This is a genomic window from Streptomyces sp. NBC_01317, from assembly GCF_035961655.1.
Lineage (GTDB): Bacteria > Actinomycetota > Actinomycetes > Streptomycetales > Streptomycetaceae > Streptomyces.
Genome location: NZ_CP108393.1, coordinates 4,217,890 through 4,236,845, shown reverse-complemented (window position 1 = coordinate 4,236,845; position 18,956 = coordinate 4,217,890). Strand labels below are relative to the sequence as shown.

Here is an 18,956-nt window from a genome sequence, read left to right as displayed (position 1 = left end):
CGGCTCACAACGGCCGGAGCGCGGGCTCCTTGTGCACCTTGCCGAGCAGTCGGTCCAGCGCCAGCTCCACGTCTTCCTTCCACGAGAGCATGGTGCGCAGCTCCAGCCTCAGGCGCGGGTACGTCGGATGCGGGCGGACGGTCTTGAAGCCGACCGCCAGCAGGTGATCGGCGGGCAGCACACAGGCCGGCTCCTTCCAGCGCGCGTTGCCGAACGCCTCGACGGCCTTGAACTCCCGCCGCAGCAGATCCTTCGCCACGGTCTGCACCATCGCGCGGCCCAGTCCCTGCCCCTGGTACTCCGGGACGATCCAGGCGGTCATCAGCTGGACGGCGTCAGGGGAGACGGGGCTCGTCGGAAAGGCCGTGGCCCGTGGCACGTACGCGGGGGGCGCGTAGAGCACATAGCCCACGGGCACGTCGTCGACATACGCGAGCCGGCCGCACGATCCCCACTCCAGCAGGACGGCGGAGATCCACGCCTCTTTCTCCGTCTCGGGTGTGCCCGCCTTTACCGCGGCTTCTCCGCTGACCGGATCAAGCTCCCAGAAGACACACGCTCGGCAGCGTGGGGGGAGGTCCGGAAGGTTGTCCAGCGTGAGCGGTACAAGCCGACGCCCCATAGAGGCTGTTCCTCACTTCCCTCGCACGTCGCGGATCACAATGGATGCGCCATACCAGAACGAATCGTATCCACCTCAGGGTTCCTCGCACACCGAGAGACAGCAAAGGGCGAGCTGTGTTCCGGTAACCGGAGAACACAACCCGCCCTGTGGCCTGTTCAAGAGCGTCAGCCCTCGTCGTCCTCCCCGGCGTCCTCGGTGAGGACCTGGTCCAGGATCCGGCCCTCACCCGGGGCCAGTGTGCCGAGGATCCGGTCCAGGTCGTCCATCGAGGCGAACTCGACGACAATCTTCCCCTTCTTCTGCCCCAGGTCGACCTTCACCCGGGTCTCGAAGCGGTCCGACAGGCGCGAGGCGAGGTCGCCCAGCGCCGGGGAGAGCCGGGCACCGGCCCGGGGCCCCTTGGCCTTGGGGCCGGCCTGCGGCCCCGATTCCATCAGCTTCACGATCTCTTCGATCGACCGCACCGAGAGCCCTTCCGCCACGATGCGGTGGGCCAGCCGGTCCTGCTCCGCGGAGTCCTCTACGGCCAGGAGCGCCCGGGCGTGACCCGCCGACAGCACCCCGGCGGCGACCCGGCGTTGGACGGAGGGAGAGAGCCGCAGCAGCCGCAGCGTGTTGGAGACCTGCGGACGCGAGCGCCCGATCCGGTCCGCCAGCTGGTCGTGCGTGCAGTTGAAGTCCTTGAGCAACTGGTCGTAGGCCGCAGCCTCTTCCAGCGGGTTCAGCTGGGCGCGGTGCAGGTTCTCCAGCAGCGCGTCGAGCAGCAGCTTCTCGTCGTCCGTGGCGCGGACGATCGAGGGGATGCGCTCCAGGCCGGCCTCCCGGCAGGCCCGCCAGCGCCGCTCGCCCATGATCAGCTCGTAGCGCTCCGGCCCCACCTGCCGTACGACGACGGGCTGGAGGAGCCCCACCTCCTTGATGGAGGTGACCAGTTCGGCGAGGGCGTCCTCGTCGAACACCTCGCGCGGCTGCCGCGGGTTGGGCGTGATGGAGTCGATCGGCAGCTCGGCGAAGTGCGCACCGGCCGCCGGGGCGGGCTCGGGCGCCTCGTCGTTCTCCGGGGTGATCCTCTCCGCGTCCGGCACCGAAGCCGCCGACGGGAGGGCGGTGACCTTCGCGGCCGCCACCCCCCGCTCGGCGGTCAGCATCGGCGTCGCTCCCGAAGATGCCGTGGCCACTCCGGTCGAGGGCACCTGCTTCTCCTGGGGAGCGGCAGGGATCAGCGCACCAAGCCCACGCCCCAACCCTCTACGTCGCTCACTCACTGGATCCCCTCCGACATCTGCTGGTTGTTCTGGCTGCCCACATGGACCTGCTGGGCGTCATAGTGCACCCCGACCCCCCGAAGAGCGATCTCACGGGCGGCTTCGAGGTAGGACAGGGACCCGCTGGATCCCGGATCGTACGTCAGCACCGTCTGGCCGTAGCTCGGCGCCTCCGAGATACGTACGGACCGAGGGATGCTCGTCCGCAGCACCTCCTTGCCGAAGTGACTGCGTACTTCCTCCGCCACCTGCGAGGCAAGACGGGTCCTGCCGTCGTACATGGTGAGCAGGATCGTCGACACGTGCAGCGTGGGGTTGAGATGCCCACGGACCAGATCGACGTTGCGCAGGAGCTGACCCAGCCCCTCCAGCGCGTAGTACTCGCACTGGATGGGGATCAGCACCTCCGCGCCGGCGACCATCGCGTTGACGGTCAGCAGGCCGAGCGAGGGCGGGCAGTCGATGAGGATGTAGTCCAACGGCTGCTCGTACGCGTCGATCGCCCGCTGGAGCCGGCTCTCCCGCGCCACCAGCGACACCAGTTCGATCTCCGCACCGGCGAGATCGATGGTGGCCGGGGCACAGAAGAGACCTTCGACGTCGGGTACAGGCTGGACCACTTCGGACAGTGGCCTGCTCTCCACCAGGACGTCATAGATCGAGGGGACTTCGGCGTGATGGTCGATCCCGAGCGCCGTGGAGGCATTGCCCTGTGGATCGAGGTCGATCACCAGAACGCGCGCACCGTGCAGCGCGAGCGAGGCGGCCAGGTTGACCGTGGTGGTGGTCTTCCCCACACCGCCCTTCTGATTGGCGACGACCATGACACGCGTCTGCTCCGGGCGGGGCAAGCCCTCGCCCGCGCGGCCGAGAGCCTCCACCGCCAGTTGAGCGGCACGGCCAATGGGGGTGTCGTCCATCGGGGGCGGTGTTTCACGTGAAACATCCTCCCCCGCCGACTCAGTACGGGGACCGGGGACCGGATCGGTCATCGGTCCCGCGATGTTGGCGTCGGACCGCAAGGATTCACTCTCCTCGACTTCAGACTCGCAATGAATAGAGCCTGCCATGCTTTCGGGGTCGTGAACCAGTGAGGCCCGTGGTTCTGTGGATGAATCCACCTCTGTGGACAACCCCATGCCTCGAACGAGGGACTTTCGACCACGCGGCGTCGCTGCCGCGCGGCCACGGCCGATGATTCCCTGAAGCAATGAACGGTGTTTCACGTGAAACACGATGCATCCGCCGCAGGTTCAGACCGTCACGACACTCCGCAATGCGTAGGTATGGCAGCTTGTATGGAGCATCACTGATAGGCACTACGGACTGTACGGCTCAGCGGCGCCGTCTCGTACGGCTGGTCCGCGCGGCCTTGGCCCGCTTCGCTGCGAACCGTACGCCACCGGGGCTCTCCCCGACCTCCACCCGCACCACCGTGGCCAGCGGATCGACCACACCCTCCCCGACCCGCAGCACCGAGGCCTCCAGCACGCCGAGCTTGCTGAGCGCGGCCCTGGCCCCTTTGACCTCTTCCTCGGCGGTGTCGCCCTTCAGGAGCAGCATCTCCCCGTAGGGACGCAGCAGCGGCACTCCCCAGCCCGCCAGGCGGTCCAGCGGGGCCACCGCGCGCGCCGTCACCACATGGACCGGCGGCAGGGTGCCCAGGACCTCCTCGGCCCGCCCACGGACCACCGTGACGTGGTCCAGTCCCAGCAGCTCGACCACTTCCTGGAGAAAGTTGGTACGCCGCAGCAGCGGCTCCAGCAGCGTGATCTTGAGATCCGGCCGCACCAGGGCCAGCGGTATGCCCGGCAGCCCCGCGCCCGAGCCGACATCGCAGACCGTCACCCCCTCGGGGACGACCTCGGACAGCACCGCGCAGTTCAGCAGATGCCGCTCCCAGAGGCGCGGAACCTCCCGCGGACCGATCAGGCCGCGCTTGACCCCCGCGTCCGCCAGCAGCTCCGCGTAGCGGACCGCCGAGGAGAAGGACTCGCCGAAAAGAGTCCGCGCCTCGTCCGGCGGAGGGGAAAGCTCTGCTGCCTCTGTCACGGGGACCGTCCTTCCGTACCGAACCACCCCGAGGGCGGCTGACTAACAGGCTGACAAAATTCGGCCCCGCCTGCGAACAGGGCGGGGCCGAAAAGAGAGGTGCGATCAGGCAGGGAGGACCACGACGAAGCGCTGCGGCTCCTCGCCCTCGGACTCACTGCGCAGACCCGCGGCGGCGACCGCGTCGTGCACGACCTTGCGCTCGAAAGGCGTCATGGGATCGAGCTTCACCGGCGCACCGGTGGACTTGACCTCGTCCGCTGCCTTGGCACCCAGCTCGGCGAGCTCGGTGCGCTTCTTCGCCCGGAAGCCGGCGATGTCGAGCATCAGCCGGCTGCGGTCCCCGGTCTCCCGGTGCACCGCGAGCCGCGTCAGCTCCTGGAGCGCCTCCAGGACCTCGCCGTCACGCCCGACGAGCTTCTGGAGATCCCGGCCGCTGTCGCTGATGATCGAAACAGCGGCCCGGTCGGCCTCGACGTCCATGTCGATGTCACCGTCGAGGTCGGCGATGTCGAGCAGGCCTTCGAGGTAGTCGGCGGCGATCTCCCCTTCCTGCTCAAGGCGGGTCAGGGTGTCGCCCCCCTCGGCGGCGGCGGAGATGGTGCCTTCCGTCACGGATGGACTCCTTCGTTACTTCTTGGACGGGTGCTTGGGCCGCTGCTGGCCCTTGCGCTGTCCCGCCTTGGCTTGGCGTGGGGAGGAACCGGCGGCGGGCTTGCCCGACGGCTTGGACGTGGAGTCCCGCGGCTCGTCCTGCTTCTCCAGCGAGGTCTTCGCCACGGGAGCGGCGTCGTCCGCGGCCTTGTTCTCCGGCGCGCGCTCGGCCGGCTTCTGGTCCGCCGTCGCCTGGGCGGCCGCCGCCTGGCGCTGCGCCTTGGTCAGACGCTTCGGCTGCTGCCGCCTCGCCGCGGCGGCACCCGCCTCGGCCTCGGCCGCCACCGTGTCGCTCTTGACCACCGTGCCGTCGGCCTGGGGCACCAGACCCGCCTTCGCCAGGTTCAGGAAGAACTTACGCTCGTTGTCGTTGCGGTCGGGCCCCTTGGCCACGATCGCTCCGACGATGGTCCGCTTTCGCTTGGACTTGACCTGCTCGTGCGTCGTGATGTTCTTCAGCAGACGCCCGAGGTACGCGTCCTGCGCCTTGCTGCCCGGTGTCGGGTTCTGGTTGATCACGTACATCTGCTGGCCCATGGTCCACACGTTGGTGGTCAGCCAGTAGACGAGAACACCGACGGGGAAGTTGATGCCCGTGACGGCGAAGATGACCGGGAAGATGTACATCAACATCTTCTGCTGCTGCATGTACGGCGTCTTGACCGTCAGGTCGACGTTCTTCGTCATCAGCTGGCGCTGCGTGTAGAACTGCGACGCCGACATCAGAAGGATCATGATCGCTGTGACGATGCGCACGTTGGTCAGCGACGCGCCCAGCGCCTCGACCTTCGAGCTGCTCTCCAGGAACTTCGACGCCAGCGGGGCGCCGAAGATGTGTGCCTTACGGGCGCTGTCCAGCAGGCCCTGGTCGATCACGCCCATCGTCTTGCCGTTGGCGATGCTCGACAGCACGTGGTAAAGCGCGAAGAAGAACGGGGACTGCGCCAAGATCGGAAGACACGAGGAGAGCGGGTTGGTGCCCGTCTCCTTGTACAGCTTCATCATCTCTTCGGACTGGCGCTGCTTGTCGTTCTTGTAGCGCTCCTGGATCGCCTTCATCTTGGGCTGAAGGACCTGCATGTTCCGGGTCGACTTGATCTGCTTCACAAAAAGCGGGATCAGACAGATCCGGATCAGCACCACCAGGGACACGATGGACAGGCCCCAGGCCCAGCCCGTGTCGGGCCCGAAGATCGCCCCGTACAGACTGTGGAATTGGACGATGACCCACGAGACTGGCGTGGTGATGAAACTGAAGAATCCGGCAATCGTGTCCACTAATCAGGCTCCTTGAGCTTTGGGCGAGGTCTCTGCGGCCGGACTGGGAGGTTCGGGGGCCGACGCCCCGGAAGGCACGCCGGCGACGGAGTGCCCGCTCTTGCTGCCCCGCCACGCGTTGCGCAGCAGTTCGTGCCAACGCGGGCGCTTGCGCGGTGGGACATGGTCCACACCACCTGGCGACCACGGATTGCACCGCAGAATGCGCCAGGCGGTCAGCGCCGTGCCTTTCACCGCGCCATGCCGGTCGATGGCCGTGTACCCGTAGTGCGAACACGACGGGTAGTACCGGCAGACAGGGCCCAGAAGCGGGCTGATCGTCCACTGGTACAGCTTGATCAGAGCCAGCAGCGGGTACTTCATCGCGTGCCCCCTCCCAGCAGCCGCTGAAGAGCGGCGTCCAGGTCTCGGGCCAGTCGTTCATATTCGGCGTCACCCGCTTCGGGTAGCGCCCGTACGACAACCAGGCTACCGGGGGGCAGCTCAAGCAGTCGGTCGCGTATGAGATGGCGAAGTCTTCGCTTCAGCCGGGTCCGCACCACCGCCCCGCCCACAGCCTTGCTTACGACGAAACCCGCACGTACCGGGGAAGCGCTCTCCCCAGGCGCGTGCGGGTCCGTTGCACCGCTGTGCAGATGGACGACAAGAAGCGGGCGTCCGGCCCGGCGTCCTCGGCGTACCGCGGTCGCGAAGTCCTCGCGCCGCCTCAGCCGATTCTCGGAAGGCAGCACGTCATGACCTGTAGGTGATCAGGCGGACAGACGGGCGCGACCCTTGCCACGGCGGGTCGCGAGGATCGCACGACCGGCACGGGTGCGCATGCGCAGACGGAAGCCGTGGGTCTTCGCACGACGACGGTTGTTCGGCTGGAAGGTGCGCTTGCTCACTCGAGGGCTCCAGAAAGTGATAAGTGATGGCGGGGCGTCGCCTGGCTGTCACCGTGCGCCCACGAGAAGCTCGCGTCCACGCCCGAGTGCACCGCTTCACAACCACAGATCGTGATCTTTGCCCATCGGAGGCAGGCGGCAGCAGCCATCGACAACTCGACCTGGTCACGGTACGCGCGGCTACGCCATCCGGTCAAACCAGTGAGCTGCCACCTCCCATTGTGCACAGGCTGTGGACAACGACTTGAACGTCGGACCCCGGCCTGACTACCGTGACGGAACTCCGGCTTCTTTTTCCGCCGGTCTTCCCACCCCGTCCCGAGAACCACATATTCGTGGGACCTGTGAGAGAGCGTGCCTTGTGGCTGATGTACCTGCCGATCTTGCCGCAGTGTGGCCACGAGTGCTGGAGCAACTCCTCAGGGAGGGCCAGCAGGGTGTGGAGCCCAAGGACAAGCAGTGGATCGAGCGCTGCCAGCCTCTCGCGCTGGTGGCCGACACGGCGCTGCTCGCCGTCCCGAACGAATGGGGCAAGCGGGTCCTGGAGGGCCGTCTCGCCCCCTTGATCAGCGAGACCCTGAGCCATGAGTGCGGCCGGCCCATCCGGATCGCGATCACCGTGGACGACTCGGCCGGCGAGCCCCCGCCCGCCCCCGCCGTACCGCAGCAGCACCGCTACCAGTCCTCGCTCCACGACGAGCAGCGGCAGACAGATACATACGACAACTACGGGCACCGCCCGCAGGACGACGGGATGCCGTCGGTACGTCCCGCCTACCCGGACTACCAGCAGCGCCAGCGCCCCGACCCCGGTGTGTGGCCGCAGTCCCAGGACGACCTCGCGTGGCAGCCCCGGCTCGGCGGCTACCAGGACCGTGATCCGTACGCGACCACCCGCCCCCAGCAGCCGCAGCACGACTACCGGCAGCCGCAGGGTCCCGACCGCTCGCAGTACGAGCAGCCGCACGAGCGCCACGACCTCCAGGACCCCCAGTCGCCGCAGCACGGCGGCGGGCCCAGCGGGGGCCGGCACCGGGGGGCGCCGGGGCCGCTGGGCGCGCAGCCCGCGCCGGCGCCGCGGCCCGGGGAGCCGCACGCCCGGCTCAATCCCAAGTACCTCTTCGACACCTTTGTCATCGGCGCCTCCAACCGGTTCGCGCACGCGGCGGCGGTCGCGGTGGCCGAGGCGCCGGCGAAGGCGTACAACCCGCTCTTCATCTACGGGGAGTCCGGGCTCGGCAAGACCCACCTGCTCCACGCGATCGGGCACTACGCGCGCAGCCTCTATCCGGGGACGCGGGTGCGGTACGTGAGCTCCGAGGAGTTCACGAACGAGTTCATCAACTCGATCCGGGACGGCAAGGGCGACACCTTCCGCAAGCGGTACCGCGATGTCGACATCCTCCTGGTCGACGACATCCAGTTCCTGGCGAGCAAGGAGTCGACGCAGGAGGAGTTCTTCCACACGTTCAACACGCTCCACAACGCGAACAAGCAGATCGTGCTGTCCTCGGACCGGCCGCCCAAGCAGCTGATCACTCTGGAGGACCGGCTGCGCAACCGCTTCGAGTGGGGGCTGACCACCGATGTGCAGCCGCCCGAGCTGGAGACGCGTATCGCGATCCTCCGCAAGAAGGCGGTGCAGGAGCAGCTGAACGCGCCCCCGGAGGTGCTGGAGTTCATCGCGTCGCGGATCTCGCGGAACATCCGTGAGCTGGAGGGCGCGCTGATCCGGGTGACCGCGTTCGCGTCCCTCAACCGGCAGCCGGTGGACCTCGGCCTCACCGAGATCGTCCTCAAGGACCTGATCCCCGGTGGGGAGGACGCGGCCCCGGAGATCACCGCGAGCGCCATCATGGCCGCGACCGCGGACTACTTCGGGCTGACCGTGGAGGATCTCTGCGGGTCGTCCCGCAGCCGGGTCCTGGTGACGGCCCGCCAGATCGCGATGTATCTGTGCCGTGAGCTGACGGACCTCTCGCTGCCGAAGATCGGGGCGCAGTTCGGCGGCCGGGACCATACGACCGTGATGCACGCGGACCGGAAGATCAGGGCGCTGATGGCCGAGCGACGGTCCATCTACAACCAGGTCACGGAACTCACGAACCGCATCAAGAACGGCTGACAGGGGCGGCCGGCCCCCTCCGAGGGCGTTGTAGGGCGTCCGGGAAGCACCTTCCCGGGCGCCCTTCGCCGTTCCGGCGCGCCCGCCGCCCGTACCGGCTGTTCGAACACCGGGCGCTCCCGCCGAGTTCTCCACAGACCTGGGGGTGATCTTCCGTCCACAGCCTGGGGACCCAGGAAGTTGTCCAGAACGCTTCCACAGGCGAGGCGGGTGCGGGATTATCGTTGCTGGTCAGGCGCCTGTGGATTTGTGCGCGACAGTTGTCCACAGCCTGTGGAGGAATTTTCTGTCCACAGGGTCGCCCGTACGTTGTCCACCGGCGGCCCACAGGGCAGGCCCTCTTACCCACAACTTCCCCACAGCACTGTCCACTGTTCGGCAACAAAACATCCGCCGTCGCTGAGTCGAGTGAAAGGCGTCACACCAAGACCCCCGGTTGGGCTGTGGGGAACGTGGGTAAAGCTGGGGACGGACCTGGGGGTAAGTGGCCCTCCCCTGTGCATCGGGTGTGCAGAACTTTTGCCCATCCACAGAGGGACCGAGTTGTCCACGGATGCCGCCCACAGGGCCGGTGGACAAAAAAGCGGGTCTGACCTGCGCAAACGACGTTATCCACGGTTTCCACAGGCCCTACTACTACTCCCACTCATAGTTAGCTAGGGATCCGTTTCGAAGTGGGCCCTGTGCACAAGTCGGCGAGGAAGCTCTCCGCCGCGCTCCCCGCGACTTGACCCGCAGCAGCACGGACTGTCGGTGCCGTACGTCAGACTGGTCCCCGGCATCAGGGCCGACGACGAAGGCCGGCAGGACGAGCGAGCAAAGCAGGAGGCGGTTCCGGTGAAGATCCGGGTGGAGCGCGACGTACTCGCCGAGGCGGTGGCCTGGGTGGCCCGGAGCCTCCCGGCTCGGCCCCCGGCGCCGGTGCTCGCAGGCCTTCTGCTGAAGGCCGAGGAAGGCGCCCTCAGCTTCTCCAGCTTCGACTACGAGGTCTCGGCGCGGGTCTCGGTGGACGCCGAGGTGGAGGAGGACGGCACCGTCCTCGTCTCCGGCCGGCTCCTCGCCGACATCTGCCGCGCCCTCCCCAACCGCCCGGTGGAGATCTCCACGGACGGGGTGCGGGCCACCGTGGTCTGCGGCTCGTCCCGGTTCACCCTCCACACCCTGCCGGTGGACGAGTACCCGGCGCTGCCGCAGATGCCGACGGCGACGGGCACCGTCCCCGGCGAGATCTTCGCCTCGGCCGCCTCCCAGGTGGCCATCGCCGCGGGCCGCGACGACACGCTGCCGGTGCTGACCGGCGTACGGATCGAGATCGAGGGCGACACGGTCACCCTGGCCTCGACCGATCGCTACCGCTTCGCGGTCCGCGAGTTCCTGTGGAAGCCGGAGGCCGCGGACATCTCCGCGGTCGCACTGGTGCCCGCCAAGACGCTCCTGGACACCGCCAAGGCGCTCACCAGCGGTGACACGGTCACCCTGGCGCTCTCCGGGGCGGGCGCGGGCGAAGGGCTGATCGGTTTCGAGGGCGCGGGGCGGCGGACGACGACCCGGTTGCTCGAAGGCGACCTGCCGAAGTACCGGACGCTGTTCCCGACGGAGTTCAACTCGATCGCGGTGATCGAGACGGCCCCGTTCGTGGAGGCCGTCAAGCGCGTGGCCCTGGTCGCCGAGCGGAACACGCCGGTGCGGCTGAGCTTCGAGCAGGGCGTGCTGATCCTGGAGGCGGGTTCCAGCGACGACGCACAGGCTGTGGAAAGGGTGGACGCGCTGCTGGACGGCGACGACATCTCGATCGCCTTCAACCCGACGTTCCTGCTGGACGGTCTGAGCGCGATCGATTCACCGGTGGCCCAACTGTCCTTCACGACTTCCACGAAGCCGGCGCTGCTGAGCGGCAAGGCGGATGTCAAGGCCGAGGCGGACGAAGCGTACAAATACCTCATCATGCCGGTTCGCCTGAGCGGCTGACCCCACAGGTGAGTGGAGGCGCCCGGGCGTAGGCTCGGGCGCGGGTACGAATCGCCTCGACGTTTAAGGAACCACTGATGGAGCTCGGTCTCATCGGTCTCGGCAAGATGGGCGGCAACATGCGCGAGCGCATTCGCCGCGCAGGCCACACCGTCGTCGGATATGACCGCAACCCGGACGTCGCCGATGTGCACAGCATCGAAGAACTGGTGAACACGCTCAAGGGCCCCCGGGTCGTGTGGGTGATGGTCCCGTCCGGTGCCGCGACGCAGTCCACGATCGACGAGCTGGCCGGTCTGCTGTCCCCGGGGGACGTCGTGGTGGACGGTGGGAACTCCCGCTGGACGGACGACGAGAAGCACGCCGTGGAGCTGGGCATCAAGGGGATCGGCTTTGTCGACTGCGGTGTCTCGGGCGGTGTCTGGGGCCTGGAGAACGGCTACGCGCTGATGTACGGCGGTACGCCGGAGGACGTGGCGAAGGCGCAGCCGATCTTCGACGCGCTCAAGCCGGAGGGTGATTTCGGCTCGGTGCACGCGGGCAAGGTCGGGGCGGGCCACTTCGCGAAGATGGTTCACAACGGCATCGAGTACGCGATGATGCAGGCCTACGCCGAGGGCTGGGAGCTGCTGGAGAAGGTCGGCTCGGTCACGGACGTCCGTGAGGTCTTCCGCTCCTGGCAGGAGGGCACGGTCATCCGTTCCTGGCTGCTGGACCTGGCGGTCAAGGCGCTGGACGACGACGAGCACCTGGAGCAGCTGAAGGGGTTCGCGGAGGACTCGGGCGAGGGCCGGTGGACGGTCGAGGCGGCCATCGATCACGCGGTGCCGCTGCCCGCGATCACCGCGTCGCTGTTCGCGCGGTTCGCGTCCCGTCAGGACGACTCGCCGCAGATGAAGATGGTCGCGGCGCTGCGTAACCAGTTCGGCGGTCACTCCGTCGAGTCGAAGCAGGCGAAGTAGCTCCACCGGGGAGGCCGGCGCACATCCATGCACGTCACGCATTTGTCGCTGGCAGACTTCCGGTCGTACGCCCGGGTCGAGGTTCCGCTCGACCCGGGCGTCACCGTGTTCGTGGGGGCGAACGGGCAGGGGAAGACCAATCTGGTCGAGGCGGTCGGGTATCTGGCCTCGCTCGGCAGTCACCGGGTGTCCTCCGACGCGCCGTTGGTACGGATGGGCGCGGACCGGGCGGTGATCCGGGCGGCGGTGACGCAGGGCGAGCGGTCGCAGCTGGTGGAGTTGGAGCTGAATCCGGGCCGGGCGAACCGCGCGCGTATCAATCGGTCGGCGCAGGTCAGGCCGCGGGATGTGCTGGGGATCGTACGGACGGTCCTGTTCGCGCCGGAGGATCTGGCGCTGGTGAAGGGCGATCCGGGTGAGCGCCGGCGGTTCCTCGACGAGCTGGTGACGGCGCGGTCGCCGCGGATGGCGGGGGTGCGGTCGGACTACGACCGGGTGCTGAGGCAGCGGAACACGCTGTTGAAGTCGGCGGCGATGGCGCGCAGGCACGGTGGGCGTGGCATGGACCTGTCGACGCTGGACGTGTGGGACCAGCATCTGGCGCGGGTCGGGGCGGAGTTGCTGGCGCGGCGGGTGGATCTGGTCGAGACGCTGCGTCCGCTGACGGACAAGGCGTACGAGCAGCTGGCGCCCGGGGGCGGTCCGGTGGGGCTGGAGTACCGCTCGTCGGCCGTGGAGGCTGTGGATGCCGACGGTGACGGCGGGGGGCTGGGTCATGGGCGTGAGGAGCTGTACGAGCGGCTGCTGGCGGCCTTGGCGGGGGTCCGGAAGCAGGAGATCGAGCGCGGGGTGACGCTGGTCGGCCCGCACCGTGACGATCTGGTGCTCAAGCTGGGGCAGTTGCCCGCGAAGGGCTACGCGAGTCATGGGGAGTCGTGGTCGTTCGCGCTGGCGTTGCGGCTGGCTTCGTACGACTTGCTGCGGGCCGAGGGCAACGAGCCGGTGCTGGTGCTGGACGACGTGTTCGCGGAGTTGGACGCGCGGCGGCGGGAGCGGTTGGCGGAGCTGGTGGCGCCGGGTGAGCAGGTGCTGGTGACGGCGGCGGTGGACGACGACGTTCCGGGGGTGCTGGCGGGGACGCGGTTCCTGGTGGCCGACGGCGCTGTGGAGCGGGCGTGAGCGGCGCGCGGCGGGGTGGCGGGGCGGGGGGTCCTGGCGGGTCCGAGGGGCCTCCTGAGCTGCCGGAGGCGGACGGGAGCGCGGCTGGGAGTACGCCGCCGGAGTCGTCCGGGGTGGATCTGGCGCGGGTGGCGTTGCGCGCGGCGAAGGAGCAGGCACGCGCGCGTGGGGATGCCGCGCAGCAGAAGAAGCAGGCCAGGCGGGGCGGGGGGCTGCGGTCGGGTGCCCGGGCGGACGGCCGTGATCCGTTGCCGCTGGGTGCGGCGATCAGCCGGCTGATCACGGAGCGGGGCTGGGAGGCGCCGGCGGCCGTGGGCGGGGTGATGGGCCGGTGGCCGCAGATCGTCGGGGACGACGTGGCGAAGCACTGCGTGCCGCAGAAGTACGAGGAGGACGAGCGGGTCCTGACGGTGCAGTGCGACTCGACGGCGTGGGCGACGCAGTTGCGGTTGCTGGCGCCGCGTCTGGTGGCGCGGTTGAACGAGGACCTGGGGCACGGCACCGTACGGGTGATCAAGGTGTTGGGGCCGACGGGTCCGCCGCAGCGGTACGGCCGGCTGCGGGCGCCGGGGAGCAAGGGTCCTGGCGACACGTACGGATGAGGTGTGGGGTCCGTGGTGGTTCGGTGCGGGGGCTCGTACGGCCTCTTGCGCGCCCCCGGGAGCCCGTACGCGCCTGTTTCGCCGCTGTCCATGATCCGCGCAGGTCAGCGGGGTGGGAGCGGGCCCGGCGCGGTCCCAAGAGGGTACGGGGGCCGGCGGTACGGGGCGGCCGGGCGGCGCCCCCGCGCGCGCGGGCGCGTGTTCCTCTCCGGCAGCGCTGTGACCTGGGGAAGCGTCCGGGGAGGGTGAGGTGTCCCTCACCGTAGCGGAAGGTTGACAGGCCGAAGCGCTCAATGCCCGTGTGAGCCTCTTGGAGCCCCTTCCCGAATATGGGGAGTCGGTAGGCGCTCATTCAGGGCGGCACATGAGGACTCAGGTACCGGCAAACCCCCATTCGGGTCGGCGCTACCGGTAGACTGGTAGGAAATCCCGCTGTGCTTGCGGGAGACGTCGCTACAAGCCGAACGACGCAGCCGTCCCCGCTTGCCGGTGAACGGCCTGTGCTGTGCCAGAAAGGGCGCTTCGTGGCCGATTCCGGCAACCCCAAAGAGAAGACTCCGTCCGCCTCCACTGGTGAGCACGGCGAGGTGACTTCCTCGTACAACGCCAGTGCAATCACCGTGCTGGAGGGCCTCGACGCGGTCCGCAAGCGCCCCGGGATGTACATCGGGTCGACCGGCGAGCGTGGTCTGCATCACTTGGTGTCCGAGGTCGTCGACAACTCCGTCGACGAGGCCCTGGCGGGGCACGCGGACACCATCGACGTGACGATCCTCGCCGACGGCGGGGTCCGCGTGGTCGACAACGGGCGCGGTATCCCGGTGGGCATCGTCCCGTCCGAGGGCAAGCCGGCCGTCGAGGTCGTGCTGACGGTGCTGCACGCGGGCGGAAAGTTCGGCGGTGGCGGCTACGCCGTCTCCGGCGGTCTGCACGGCGTCGGCGTCTCGGTCGTGAACGCACTGTCGACGAAGGTCGCGGTGGAGGTCAGGACCGACGGCTACCGCTGGACGCAGGACTACAAGCTGGGTGTGCCGACCGCCCCGCTGGCGCAGAACGAGGAGACGGCCGAGACCGGTACGTCGGTGACGTTCTGGGCCGACCCGGACATCTTTGAAACGACCGAGTACTCGTTCGAGACGCTGTCGCGGCGGTTCCAGGAGATGGCGTTCCTGAACAAGGGGCTGACGCTGACGCTGACGGACGAGCGCGAGTCGGCGAAGGCCGTCGCGGGCGCGGACGTGGCGGGCGCGGACGCCGCCGAGGACGCGGGCGAGGCGCCGGCCCGTACGGTCACGTACTTCTACGAGGGCGGCCTCGTCGACTACGTGAAGTACCTGAACTCCCGCAAGGGCGAGCTGATCCACCCCACGGTCATCGACATCGAGGCCGAGGACAAGGAGCGGATGCTCTCGGTGGAGATCGCGATGCAGTGGAACGCGCAGTACAGCGAGGGGGTGTACTCCTTCGCCAACACGATCCACACGCATGAGGGCGGTACGCACGAGGAGGGCTTCCGTGCGGCCATGACGGGCCTGGTCAACCGGTACGCGCGTGAGAAGAAGTTCCTGCGCGAGAAGGACGACAACCTCGCCGGTGAGGACATCCGCGAGGGTCTGACGGCGATCATCTCGGTGAAGCTGGGCGAGCCGCAGTTCGAGGGCCAGACGAAGACGAAGCTGGGCAACACCGAGGCGAAGACGTTCGTGCAGAAGATCGTGCACGAGCACCTGACGGACTGGTTCGACCGCAACCCGACCGAGGCCGCGGACATCATCCGCAAGGCGATCCAGGCGGCGACGGCCCGGGTCGCGGCCCGCAAGGCGCGTGACCTGACCCGCCGCAAGGGGCTGCTGGAGAGCGCGTCCCTGCCGGGCAAGCTGAGCGACTGCCAGTCGAACGACCCGGCGAAGTGCGAGATCTTCATCGTCGAGGGTGACTCGGCCGGTGGTTCCGCGAAGTCGGGCCGTAACCCGATGTACCAGGCGATCCTGCCGATCCGCGGCAAGATCCTGAACGTCGAGAAGGCGCGGCTCGACAAGATCCTCCAGAACACCGAGGTGCAGGCGCTGATCTCGGCGTTCGGTACCGGGGTGCACGAGGACTTCGACATCGAGAAGCTCCGCTATCACAAGATCATTCTGATGGCGGACGCCGACGTCGACGGGCAGCACATCAACACGCTGCTGCTGACCTTCCTGTTCCGCTTCATGCGGCCGCTGGTCGAGGCGGGGCACGTGTACCTGTCGCGTCCGCCGCTGTACAAGATCAAGTGGGGCAAGGACGACTTCGAGTACGCGTACTCGGACCGGGAGCGCGACGCGCTGATCGAGCTGGGCAAGCAGAACGGCAAGCGGGCCCGCGAGGACTCGATCCAGCGCTTCAAGGGGCTGGGCGAGATGAACGCCGAAGAGCTGCGCATCACCACCATGGACCAGGACCACCGTGTCCTCGGCCAGGTCACCCTGGACGACGCGGCGCAGGCCGACGACCTGTTCTCGGTGCTGATGGGCGAGGACGTCGAGGCCCGGCGTTCCTTCATCCAGCGCAACGCCAAGGATGTCCGCTTCCTCGACATCTGAGTCGGTCCCAGCTGACGGATTCGAAAAGGCCGAAAGGAACACTGACCAGCAATGGCCGACCAGAACACCCCTGAGAACGGCGAGTCTCCCGAGGCCGCCGACGGAGCGGCCCCCGAGGCCCCCATCATCGTGGAGACCGCCACCCCGGTGGAGGGGCTGGCGCTGCGCGTCGAGCCGGTCGGGCTCGAGACGGAGATGCAGCGCTCGTACCTCGACTACGCGATGTCCGTCATCGTGTCGCGCGCCCTGCCGGACGTACGGGACGGTCTGAAGCCCGTGCACCGCCGGGTGCTGTACGCGATGTACGACGGCGGCTACCGGCCCGAGAAGGGCTTCTACAAGTGTGCCCGCGTCGTCGGTGACGTCATGGGTACGTACCACCCGCACGGCGACTCCTCGATCTACGACGCGCTGGTCCGTCTCGCGCAGCCGTGGTCGATGCGGATGCCTCTGGTGGACTCGAACGGCAACTTCGGTTCTCCCGGCAACGACCCGGCGGCCGCGATGCGGTACACCGAGTGCAAGCTGATGCCGCTGTCCATGGAGATGCTCCGTGACATCGACGAGGAGACCGTCGACTTCAAGGACAACTACGACGGCCGCAACCAGGAGCCGACGGTCCTGCCGGCGCGCTTCCCGAACCTGCTGATCAACGGTTCCGCCGGGATCGCGGTCGGCATGGCCACCAACATCCCGCCGCACAACCTGCGGGAGGTGGCGGCCGGCGCGCAGTGGGCGCTGGAGCACCCGGACGCCTCGCACGAGGAGCTGCTCGACGCGCTGATCGAGCGCATCAAGGGCCCCGACTTCCCGTCGGGCGCGCTGGTGGTGGGCCGCAAGGGCATCGAGGACGCGTACCGCACCGGCCGTGGCTCGATCACGATGCGCGCGGTGGTGGCGGTCGAGGAGATCCAGAACCGCCAGTGCCTGGTCGTCACGGAGCTTCCGTACCAGACCAACCCGGACAATCTCGCGCAGAAGATCGCGGACCTGGTCAAGGACGGGAAGGTCGGCGGGATCGCCGACGTCCGTGACGAGACGTCCTCGCGTACGGGGCAGCGGCTGGTGATCGTCCTCAAGCGGGACGCGGTCGCGAAGGTCGTACTGAACAACCTGTACAAGCACACCGAGCTCCAGAACAACTTCGGCGCGAACATGCTGGCCCTGGTCGACGGGGTGCCGCGCACGCTGTCCTTGGACGCGTTCATCCGCCACTGGGTGACGCACCAGATCGAGGTCATCGTCCGGCGGACGAAGTACCGGCTGCGCAAGGCGGAGGAGCGCGCGCACATCCTGCGCGGCCTGCTCAAGGCGCTGGACGCGATCGACGACGTCATCGCGCTGATCCGGCGCAGTGACACGGTCGAGATCGCGCGTACGGGCCTGATGGGCCTGCTGGAGATCGACGAGATCCAGGCGAACGCGATCCTGGAGATGCAGCTGCGCCGCCTGGCGGCCCTGGAGCGGCAGAAGATCGTCGCCGAGCACGACGAACTCCAGCTCAAGATCAACGAGTACAACGCGATCCTGGCGTCGCCGCAGAAGCAGCGTCAGATCGTCAGTGAGGAACTGGCCGTCATCGTCGAGAAGTTCGGCGACGACCGGCGGTCCAAGCTGGTGCCCTTCGACGGTGACATGTCCATCGAGGACCTCATCGCCGAGGAGGACATCGTCGTCACGATCAGCCGTGGCGGCTATGTGAAGCGTACGAAGACGGACGACTACCGCTCGCAGCGGCGCGGCGGCAAGGGCGTGCGCGGGACGAAGCTCAAGGAAGACGACATCGTCGACCACTTCTTCGTGTCGACGACGCACCACTGGCTGCTGTTCTTCACCAACAAGGGCCGGGTGTACCGGGCGAAGGCGTACGAGCTGCCGGACGCCGGGCGGGACGCGCGCGGGCAGCACGTGGCCAACCTGCTGGCGTTCCAGCCGGACGAGCAGATCGCCGAGATCCTGGCGATCCGCGACTACGACGCGGTGCCGTACCTGGTCCTGGCGACCAAGGGCGGTCTGGTGAAGAAGACCCCGCTCAAGGACTACGACTCGCCGAGGTCGGGCGGTGTCATCGCGATCAACCTCCGGGAGACGGAGTCGGGCGCGGACGACGAGCTGATCGGCGCGGAGCTGGTGTCGGCGGAGGACGATCTGCTGCTCATCAGCAGGAAGGCGCAGTCGATCCGGTTCACGGCGACCGACGAGGCGTTGCGTCCGATGGGGCGCGCCACATCGGGAGTTAAGGGGATGAGCTTCCGCGAAGGCGACGAACTGCTGTCGATGAATGTCGTCAGGCCGGGTACGTTCGTCTTCACCGCCACAGATGGTGGGTACGCGAAGCGAACCGCGGTGGGTGAGTATCGCGTCCAAGGACGTGGTGGGCTCGGCATCAAGGCTGCGAAGATTGTGGAGGACCGCGGTTCTCTGGTGGGCGCGTTGGTGGTCGAGGAGACGGATGAGATCCTTGCCATCACCCTGGGCGGCGGTGTGATTCGCACGCGAGTCAACGAAGTCAGGGAGACCGGCCGTGACACCATGGGCGTTCAACTGATCAATCTCGGCAAGCGGGACGCCGTCGTCGGCGTCGCCCGCAATGCCGAGGCGGGCCGTGAGGCCGAGGAGGTCGACGGGGTGGTTGACCCGGCGGCCGACGAGGCGGGCACGGCAGAGGCCGGTACGGGCGAGGTGGCCGGTACGGCCGAGGTCGCCGAGGGCACTCAGCCCTCGGCAGGGGAGCACGAGGAGTAAAGCGTGAGTGGAGCCACGGGCGCCGGATCGGCCGC

16 protein-coding genes are annotated in these 18,956 nt (G+C 68.2%); 7 read left to right on the top strand and 9 right to left on the bottom strand.

From position 1 onward, the window contains the following. Window positions 1–4: 4 nt before the first annotated feature. The 9 genes from OG349_RS18135 to rpmH form a co-directional block, all read right to left on the bottom strand. Window positions 5–622, bottom strand: coding sequence for a GNAT family N-acetyltransferase (locus tag OG349_RS18135; RefSeq protein ID WP_327235607.1), 618 nt, complete (start codon window positions 620–622; stop codon window positions 5–7). Window positions 623–789: 167 nt separating this feature from the next. Next, on the bottom strand, window positions 790–1,890 hold the full coding sequence (locus OG349_RS18130) for a ParB/RepB/Spo0J family partition protein (RefSeq protein ID WP_327235606.1): 1,101 nt from the start codon (window positions 1,888–1,890) through the stop codon (window positions 790–792). Beyond that, window positions 1,887–2,960, bottom strand: a complete 1,074-nt coding sequence (locus OG349_RS18125) for a ParA family protein (RefSeq protein ID WP_161311684.1) — start codon at window positions 2,958–2,960, stop codon at window positions 1,887–1,889. The genes OG349_RS18130 and OG349_RS18125 overlap by 4 nt, the downstream gene beginning before the upstream one ends. Window positions 2,961–3,225: 265 nt before the next feature. Next, complete coding sequence (gene rsmG, locus OG349_RS18120; RefSeq protein WP_327235605.1) at window positions 3,226–3,942, bottom strand: 16S rRNA (guanine(527)-N(7))-methyltransferase RsmG; 717 nt, start codon at window positions 3,940–3,942, stop codon at window positions 3,226–3,228. 105 nt (window positions 3,943–4,047) lie between these two features. Next, the gene (locus OG349_RS18115; RefSeq protein WP_161311682.1) at window positions 4,048–4,557 is read right to left on the bottom strand and encodes a Jag family protein; all 510 of its coding nucleotides are present in this window, start codon (window positions 4,555–4,557) and stop codon (window positions 4,048–4,050) included. A gap of 15 nt (window positions 4,558–4,572) precedes the next feature. Next, window positions 4,573–5,874: a membrane protein insertase YidC gene (gene yidC / locus OG349_RS18110; RefSeq protein WP_327235604.1), complete on the bottom strand. Its 1,302-nt coding sequence runs from the start codon at window positions 5,872–5,874 to the stop codon at window positions 4,573–4,575. 3 nt (window positions 5,875–5,877) lie between these two features. Next, window positions 5,878–6,237, bottom strand: a complete 360-nt coding sequence (yidD, locus tag OG349_RS18105) for a membrane protein insertion efficiency factor YidD (RefSeq protein ID WP_161311680.1) — start codon at window positions 6,235–6,237, stop codon at window positions 5,878–5,880. Beyond that, on the bottom strand, window positions 6,234–6,605 hold the full coding sequence (gene rnpA, locus OG349_RS18100; RefSeq protein ID WP_327235603.1) for a ribonuclease P protein component: 372 nt from the start codon (window positions 6,603–6,605) through the stop codon (window positions 6,234–6,236). Before rnpA ends, yidD begins: the two co-directional genes overlap by 4 nt. Before the next feature lie 18 nt (window positions 6,606–6,623). Then, entirely contained in the window at window positions 6,624–6,761 is a 138-nt protein-coding gene (gene rpmH / locus OG349_RS18095) for a 50S ribosomal protein L34 (RefSeq protein ID WP_030354375.1), read from the bottom strand. A gap of 361 nt (window positions 6,762–7,122) precedes the next feature. Between rpmH and dnaA the strand changes: the two genes are divergently transcribed. From dnaA to gyrA, 7 genes are all read left to right on the top strand, one after another. Further along, the gene (gene dnaA / locus OG349_RS18090; protein WP_327235602.1) at window positions 7,123–8,886 is read left to right on the top strand and encodes a chromosomal replication initiator protein DnaA; all 1,764 of its coding nucleotides are present in this window, start codon (window positions 7,123–7,125) and stop codon (window positions 8,884–8,886) included. Between the two features lie 837 nt (window positions 8,887–9,723). Then, a complete protein-coding gene (gene dnaN / locus OG349_RS18085) occupies window positions 9,724–10,854 on the top strand; it encodes a DNA polymerase III subunit beta (protein WP_327238611.1) in 1,131 nt (376 codons plus the stop codon). A gap of 77 nt (window positions 10,855–10,931) precedes the next feature. Then, entirely contained in the window at window positions 10,932–11,816 is an 885-nt protein-coding gene (gene gnd / locus OG349_RS18080) for a phosphogluconate dehydrogenase (NAD(+)-dependent, decarboxylating) (protein ID WP_327235601.1), read from the top strand. Window positions 11,817–11,843: 27 nt separating this feature from the next. Then, the gene (recF, locus tag OG349_RS18075) at window positions 11,844–12,995 is read left to right on the top strand and encodes a DNA replication/repair protein RecF (RefSeq protein WP_327235600.1); all 1,152 of its coding nucleotides are present in this window, start codon (window positions 11,844–11,846) and stop codon (window positions 12,993–12,995) included. A 59-nt stretch (window positions 12,996–13,054) separates the two neighbouring features. Further along, the gene (locus tag OG349_RS18070) at window positions 13,055–13,597 is read left to right on the top strand and encodes a DUF721 domain-containing protein (protein WP_327238610.1); all 543 of its coding nucleotides are present in this window, start codon (window positions 13,055–13,057) and stop codon (window positions 13,595–13,597) included. A 500-nt stretch (window positions 13,598–14,097) separates the two neighbouring features. After that, on the top strand, window positions 14,098–16,176 hold the full coding sequence (gene gyrB / locus OG349_RS18065; RefSeq protein ID WP_327235599.1) for a DNA topoisomerase (ATP-hydrolyzing) subunit B: 2,079 nt from the start codon (window positions 14,098–14,100) through the stop codon (window positions 16,174–16,176). Window positions 16,177–16,227: 51 nt separating this feature from the next. Continuing rightward, window positions 16,228–18,921: a DNA gyrase subunit A gene (gene gyrA / locus OG349_RS18060; protein ID WP_327235598.1), complete on the top strand. Its 2,694-nt coding sequence runs from the start codon at window positions 16,228–16,230 to the stop codon at window positions 18,919–18,921. The last annotated feature ends 35 nt before the right edge of the window (window positions 18,922–18,956 follow it).